The sequence below is a fragment of the Geodermatophilus sp. CPCC 206100 genome, assembly GCF_048569675.1.
Classification (GTDB): Bacteria; Actinomycetota; Actinomycetes; order Mycobacteriales; family Geodermatophilaceae; genus Geodermatophilus.
On the sequence record NZ_JAQISV010000074.1, the window covers coordinates 1 to 5565 of the forward strand.

Sequence of the window (5565 nt, forward strand, 5' to 3'; positions counted from 1 at the left end):
GACCTGCGCACCCGCGCCCAGCAGCTCGGGGATGCGCTGGTGCAGCTGTGCGATCTGGCCCTGGCGTCGGGGACGCTGCCGGTGCTGCGCACCGTGAAGCCGCACGTCGCGGTCACCATCCCGCTGTCCGACCCGGCCGACCCGACCACCGGACCGGGTTCAGCGGAGCTGGGGTTCGGCGCCACCGTCTCCGCGGCCCGGGCCCGGTGGATCGCCTGCGACGCCACCGTCACCCGCCTCGTGCTCAACCCCGAGGGGCTGCCACTGGACCTGGGCCGCAGCGCCCGGGTCGTGCCCCCGCACCTGCGCAAGGCGGTCGAGCACCGCGACCGCGGCTGCGTGTTCACCGGCTGCACCGCGCCGACCCACTTCTGCGACGTGCACCACCGGCTGGAGTGGATCAACGGCGGCCAGACCTCGCTGGAGAACTCCGCGCTGCTCTGCGAGCGGCACCACACCGAGGTCCATCACGGCTTCCGGGTCCAACGCGGATCCGACGGACGATGGCGCACCTGGCGACCCGACGGCACCGAGATCCTCCTCCCACCCGAGCGATTGACCGCCGCCTGACCTCCCGCGATGCCGCACGGCCGCACGCCTCCACCGCGTGCGGCCCGCGCCGGCGTGCAGTGGCGGCGCGGCGTCACCAGCCCAGCCGCGGTGTCTCGTTTCCGTCGTGGCCGACAAGGCCCAGAGGTCAGCGCGGCCGGCGCACCCGCACGGGGCCGCGGGCGGTGCTGACGTCGACCACCGTGCCGCCCTGGGTGACCTCGGCCCGACCTCCGGCGGCGAGCCGACCGGCCGCGGCGCGGGCCGCGGGCATGAGGTCGCGCCAGCCGGCGGGGTCGACGGCGCGGGCGGCCTCCGAGGGGCAGATCGACGCACCGTCCCGCCGGGCGTCGAGCAGCGCCTCGATGGTCCGCTCCAGCCGGTCGTCGACGTCGTCCACGCCCCCAGCCTGCGGACCACGGCGGATCCGCGCCACTGGTCCGCTGCCACCGCCGGCGGCGAGCGGCCCGGTGACCGGGGCGGAGGCGTGTGCTCCAGCCGGACACGGGTAGGGCGGCGCCATGGCGAAGCGCACCCCGGTGGGGATCGTCGGCAAGGGACGTCGCGGCATCAGCCCGCTCGGCTGGGCCCTGCGCGGGGCGGCCGCCGGCGCGGCGGGCAGCACCGCGCTGAACGCCGTCACCTACCTGGACATGGCGGTGCGCGGTCGCGGCAGCAGCTCCACGCCCGAGCAGACCGTCGAGACGCTCGCTCGGAAGGTGCACGTCCCCATCCCCGGGGACGGCGAGACGCGGCAGAACCGGGTGCAGGGGCTCGGCCCGCTGACCGGGCTGGTCGCGGGCGTGGGCGTCGGGGTCCTCGTGGGGCTGGTGCGCGCGGCCGGGTTCCGCTCGCAGCCGCTCGTCGGCACGCTGCTCACCACCGCCGGAGTGCTGGTCGCGGCCAACGGCCCCATGACCGCGCTCGGCATCACCGACCCCCGCACCTGGTCGGCCACCGACTGGGCCAGCGACCTCGTTCCGCACCTCGTGTACGGCGCGGTCGTGAAGACGACGATGGACGCCTTCGACCGCCGCTGAGCCGGCGCGGCAGACTCCGGGCCGTGGACGAGATCACCACCGAGGCCCAGCTGCGCGCGCTGCTCGGCGAGCCGGCTCCGGCCGCGCTGGCCAAGGAGCGCACCGCCCTGCACCAGCTGGACCGCCAGTGGCTGGCGGCCTCGCCCCTCTGTCTGGTCGCCACCAGCGGCGCCGACGGCAGCTGCGACGTCTCCCCGAAGGGCGACCCGCCCGGTGCCACCCTCGTCCTCGACGACCGCACCATCGCCCTGCCGGAGCGGGCCGGGAACCGGCGCGCGGACGGCTACCGGAACATCCTCGCGAACCCGCGGGTCGGGCTGCTCTTCCTGGTGCCCGGGCGCGGGGACACGTTGCGCATCAACGGCAGCGCCCGTCTCGTGACCGACCCGGAGCTGCTCGACCGGATGGTCGTGCGGGGCTCCCGGCCCGTGCTCGCGATGGTCGTCGCCATCGAGCAGGTGTTCTCCCACTGCGCCAAGGCGTTCCTCCGCTCAGCGCTGTGGGACCCGGCCACCTGGGACCCCGACGCGGTCCCCTCCCGGGCCCGCATCGCGCAGGCGCTGGAGCGGCCGGGCGACACCCTGGCCGACCTCGAGGAGCACTACGGCCCCGGCTACGCCGTCGGCCTCTACCCCGCGTCCTGACCCGGCCTCAGGCCCGCCAGCCGTCCTCGTCCACCCCGCCGGGCACCGGCGCCGCGGGGTCGTAGGGGGTGCGGGTGAACACGAACGTGCCGAGATCCAGGTGGTCGTCGGCGATCCGCAGCGGCTCGCCGGCGTAGTAGCCGTCCAGGCCGACCCACGTGCCGTCGTCCCGGCGGGTGAAGCGGCTGGCCCGGCCGGCCCGGCCGGGCACCGGCCCGAGGTGCAGCAGCTCGCCGGGGAGCGCCCGCAGCAGGACCGGCGAGGGACCCCAGTACCAGACCCCCAGGCACTCCAGCGGAACCGCCGGCGCGGACGGTGCCCACGCGTCCACGACCCGCGGCTCGGCCGCCCGCAGGTCGGCCAGCAGCCCGAAGACCACCGGCTCGGGCCCGCTCGTGGCGTTGGCCAGGGACACGGCCCCGGTGCCCTCCTCTCGGTCGACGAAGACCCCGGCCAGGAAGCCGGGCATCGACCCGCCGTGGCCGACGAGGGTCCGCCCGTCCACCCGCAGCACCTGCACACCCAGCCCGTAGGACGACCAGCCCGGCGCGGAGGAGTCCACCCCGGCCGGCACGGTCATCTCCTCCAGCGTCGCGGCGTCGAGCACGTCGCCGGTGTCGCCGAGCAGGAAGGCGGCGAAGCGCGCGAGGTCGGTCAGCGGCGCCCACAGCTGGCCGGCCGCCGCCATCACGCCCGCGTGGTGCTCCGGCTCGGGCAGGACGACGTCCGCCCACGGGTGCACGGCCAGCCCCTCCGCGGCCGGGGCGGCCGGCCGCGGCGTCGTCCGGTCCATCCCGAGCGGCGCGAGCACCTCGACCCGGACGACGTCCTCCCAGGACCGCCCCCGGGCCCGGGCGACGAGCTCCCCCAGCAGGCCGAAGCCGACGTTGGAGTAGTGGAACCGGCGGGCGGCGCCGAGGACGACGTGTTCCTCGGCCAGCCCGAGGTCCGCCAGCGAGCCGCCGGGCGTCCGCTCCCACCAGCTGCCGGGACTCTCCGCCGCCGCACCGGCGACGTGGGCGAGCAGCTGCCCGACGGTGCGCTCGCCCAGCGGCGTGCCGGGGACGTGCCGGTCCAGCGGGTCGTCGAGGCGCAGCCGGCCCTCGTCCCGCAGCCGCAGCACGGCGACCGCGGTGACCGTCTTGCTGATCGACCCCAGCCGGTACTGGACGTCGGTGTGCGGCTCGGCCACCGCCCCCCGCCCGGCGGACCAGGCCAGCCCGCCGTCCCGGACGACGCCGGCCACCAGGCTGGGCGCCCGGCCGTCGCGCTGCACGCGGGCCACCCGGGCGAGCAGCTGGCGGGCGGTGGACGGCAGGACGGGTCCGGGCATGCCCGCGAACGTAGCGAGCCGCGGCTCAGGAGGTCGGCGCGGGCTCCGGCAGCGGCAGCCGGTCGGTGCGGGTGGCCCAGCGGTCGAACCACAGCGTGGCCAGCGGCGGGATCGAGGCGGCCAGCGCCAGGCCGGTGGTGACCAGGTTCCACCGCAGCACCCGGGCGGCGAGCAGCGCGACCAGGACGTAGGCGACGAACACCCCGCCGTGGACGGGCCCGAAGATCTGCACGCCCCGCTCGGAGCTCTGCAGCACCCACTTCACGAACATGCCGAACAGCAGCCCCACCCAAGAGCAGGCCTCGGCGAGGGCGACGGCGCGGAAGGCGAGGGCGACGGCGTGCGGCTTCATCACCCGCCATCCTCCCCGATCGCGGCGCCGAGGTACGCGCGGCCCCGCGGGGAGAGCTCGTAGCCGACGGGGAGGCTGTGCGTCAGGCCCAGCTCCTTGAGCCGGCGGACGTCCCGCTTGAACGGCAGGGTCTCGCGGCCGAGGGACGCCGCCAGGTCCGGCGCCCGCACGCCGGGTCGCTCGGCGACCAGCCGCAGCACCGTGCGGGTCCACGGCCCGTCGCTGCGGGCGGCATCCCACCGGTCCAGGCGGGCGTCGATCTCCTGCCGCTCCCCGGCCGTCAGGTCCGCCCGCGCCCGGAGGGCCACCCGCGGATCGGGCCCGGCGGCGCGCACCCGCATCCGGTAGACGCGGGCGCCCGGGCGGCGGTCGAGCAGCCGGAGCAGCCGCTCCCGGGAGGGGACACCGGCGGCCACGGCGTCGTCGTCGGTGATGTCGCCGGGCTCGACCTCGGTGACCTCGACGACCTCCACCACCCCCGCCGGCGTGCGCTGGGTGCTGCCGGCCCGCATGAGGGGCCGGTCCCAGCGGCGGAACGCCAGCGTGACCGACCCGTCCATGATCCCGGCAGCGGTGACCGGCGGGATCAGCACGGGGGCGATGCTGGCAGGGTTGCCCGGCGTGCGGGGTCTGGCGCGGCGCGAGTTCTGCCTGGTCCTGCTGCGGCGGATGGCCGACGTCCGGCCCGACCTGGTGGCCGAGGCGCTGCCCCGGCTGGGGGCCACCCGGGCCGAGGCGCACGCCGCCCACACCCGCTGGCAGGCGCTCCAGCACTCGCCGCGGGCACCGCGGGGGCTGGCCCTGCGCACCGCCGTCCTGGGCCCGCCCGACGAGCTGGAGGACCGCCGCTTCGGCGACCTCGACGTCCAGGTCCGCCGTTGGCCCCTGCCGCTGTGGCCGCACCTGTACTGGGAGGTGCTCACCGGCCCGGGCGGCAGCGTGCTGAACGAGCACCTGGTGCGGGCGCCGGGCTCACCGGTCCCCCGGGCCACGGCCCGCCGGCTGTGGGTGTGGGAGCACGTGCTCGACGACGTCGTCGGGCTGCCCGGGGCGAGCGGCGTGGACCCCGGCGTGGTCACCCGCTGGGAGGTCCACCTGCCCGGCGGCGTCCGGGCGCGGTTCGTCTGGGGGCTCCTGCAGCAGGTCGATCGGCCTCCGCCGCCCTGACGGCCAGGGGCCCCGGCGTCAGCCGGCGATGCGGTTGAAGCGCGGCGTGGTGCCCATGTCGTCGACGCTGGCCACCTTGACGACGTCGCCGGAGGTCGGCGCGTGCACCATCTGGCCGTTGCCCAGGTAGATGCCGATGTGGCTGACCGGGCTGTAGAAGGCGACCAGGTCGCCCGGGCGCGCCTCGGCCCGGGAGACCGTCCGGCCCGTCTGGGACTGCAGCCGGCTGGAGTGCGGCAGGCTGACCCCGGCCGCCTGGTAGGCGAAGAGCACCAGGCCGGAGCAGTCGAAGGAGCCCGGCCCCTCGGCGGCCCACACGTAGGGCTTGCCGCGCTGGGCCAGGGCCCGGTCGACGGCCTTCTGCGCGGCGGCGCTGTCGGCCACGACCGGGCCGGCGGCGGCGGGCGCCTCGCGCTCGGCGCGGCTGGCGCGCTCGGGGGTCGCCGCGTGCGCGGTGGCCGCCGCGGCCAGGGCGGCGCG

Annotated in this window: 9 protein-coding genes; 4 read left to right on the forward strand and 5 right to left on the reverse strand. The window is 77.1% G+C overall.

Annotated features, from left to right (window positions below; translation table 11 throughout):
• Positions 1–570 (forward strand): DUF222 domain-containing protein (locus PGN05_RS24040; RefSeq protein ID WP_419755105.1); only part of this gene is annotated, 570 nt, incomplete at its 5' end.
• Between the two features lie 127 nt (positions 571–697).
• Here the strand turns inward: PGN05_RS24040 and PGN05_RS24045 are convergent.
• Positions 698–949, reverse strand: a complete 252-nt coding sequence (locus PGN05_RS24045) for a DUF3253 domain-containing protein (RefSeq protein ID WP_419755106.1) — start codon at positions 947–949, stop codon at positions 698–700.
• A gap of 121 nt (positions 950–1070) precedes the next feature.
• Between PGN05_RS24045 and PGN05_RS24050 the strand changes: the two genes are divergently transcribed.
• Positions 1071–1589 (forward strand): hypothetical protein, encoded by a 519-nt coding sequence (locus PGN05_RS24050; RefSeq protein ID WP_419755107.1) that lies wholly within the window; start codon positions 1071–1073, stop codon positions 1587–1589.
• 23 nt (positions 1590–1612) lie between these two features.
• Positions 1613–2233, forward strand: a complete 621-nt coding sequence (locus PGN05_RS24055) for a pyridoxamine 5'-phosphate oxidase family protein (RefSeq protein ID WP_419755108.1) — start codon at positions 1613–1615, stop codon at positions 2231–2233.
• Positions 2234–2240: 7 nt separating this feature from the next.
• Here the strand turns inward: PGN05_RS24055 and PGN05_RS24060 are convergent, their stop codons facing one another.
• Genes PGN05_RS24060 through PGN05_RS24070 form a run of 3 tightly spaced genes read right to left on the reverse strand, consistent with a single transcriptional unit; the run spans position 2241 to position 4511 of the window.
• On the reverse strand, positions 2241–3566 hold the full coding sequence (locus PGN05_RS24060) for a serine hydrolase domain-containing protein (protein WP_419755109.1): 1326 nt from the start codon (positions 3564–3566) through the stop codon (positions 2241–2243).
• Positions 3567–3591: 25 nt separating this feature from the next.
• Positions 3592–3918, reverse strand: a complete 327-nt coding sequence (locus tag PGN05_RS24065) for a DUF3817 domain-containing protein (RefSeq protein ID WP_419755110.1) — start codon at positions 3916–3918, stop codon at positions 3592–3594.
• Entirely contained in the window at positions 3918–4511 is a 594-nt protein-coding gene (locus tag PGN05_RS24070) for a hypothetical protein (protein WP_419755111.1), read from the reverse strand. The genes PGN05_RS24065 and PGN05_RS24070 overlap by 1 nt, the downstream gene beginning before the upstream one ends.
• Before the next feature lie 28 nt (positions 4512–4539).
• On the opposite strand from PGN05_RS24070, the gene PGN05_RS24075 reads away from it, so the two are divergent.
• A complete protein-coding gene (locus PGN05_RS24075) occupies positions 4540–5085 on the forward strand; it encodes a hypothetical protein (RefSeq protein WP_419755112.1) in 546 nt (181 codons plus the stop codon).
• Between the two features lie 18 nt (positions 5086–5103).
• On the opposite strand, the gene PGN05_RS24080 is transcribed toward PGN05_RS24075, so the two are convergent.
• A partial coding sequence (locus PGN05_RS24080) for a C40 family peptidase (RefSeq protein ID WP_419755113.1) occupies positions 5104–5565 on the reverse strand: 462 nt, incomplete at its 5' end.

Coding starts and splice junctions, on each gene's coding strand:
- PGN05_RS24050 (WP_419755107.1), top strand. CDS start 1,071: ATGGCGAAGCGCACCCCGGTGGGGATCGTCGGCAAGGGACGTCGCGGC.
- PGN05_RS24060 (WP_419755109.1), bottom strand. CDS start 3,566: ATGCCCGGACCCGTCCTGCCGTCCACCGCCCGCCAGCTGCTCGCCCGG.
- PGN05_RS24065 (WP_419755110.1), bottom strand. CDS start 3,918: ATGAAGCCGCACGCCGTCGCCCTCGCCTTCCGCGCCGTCGCCCTCGCC.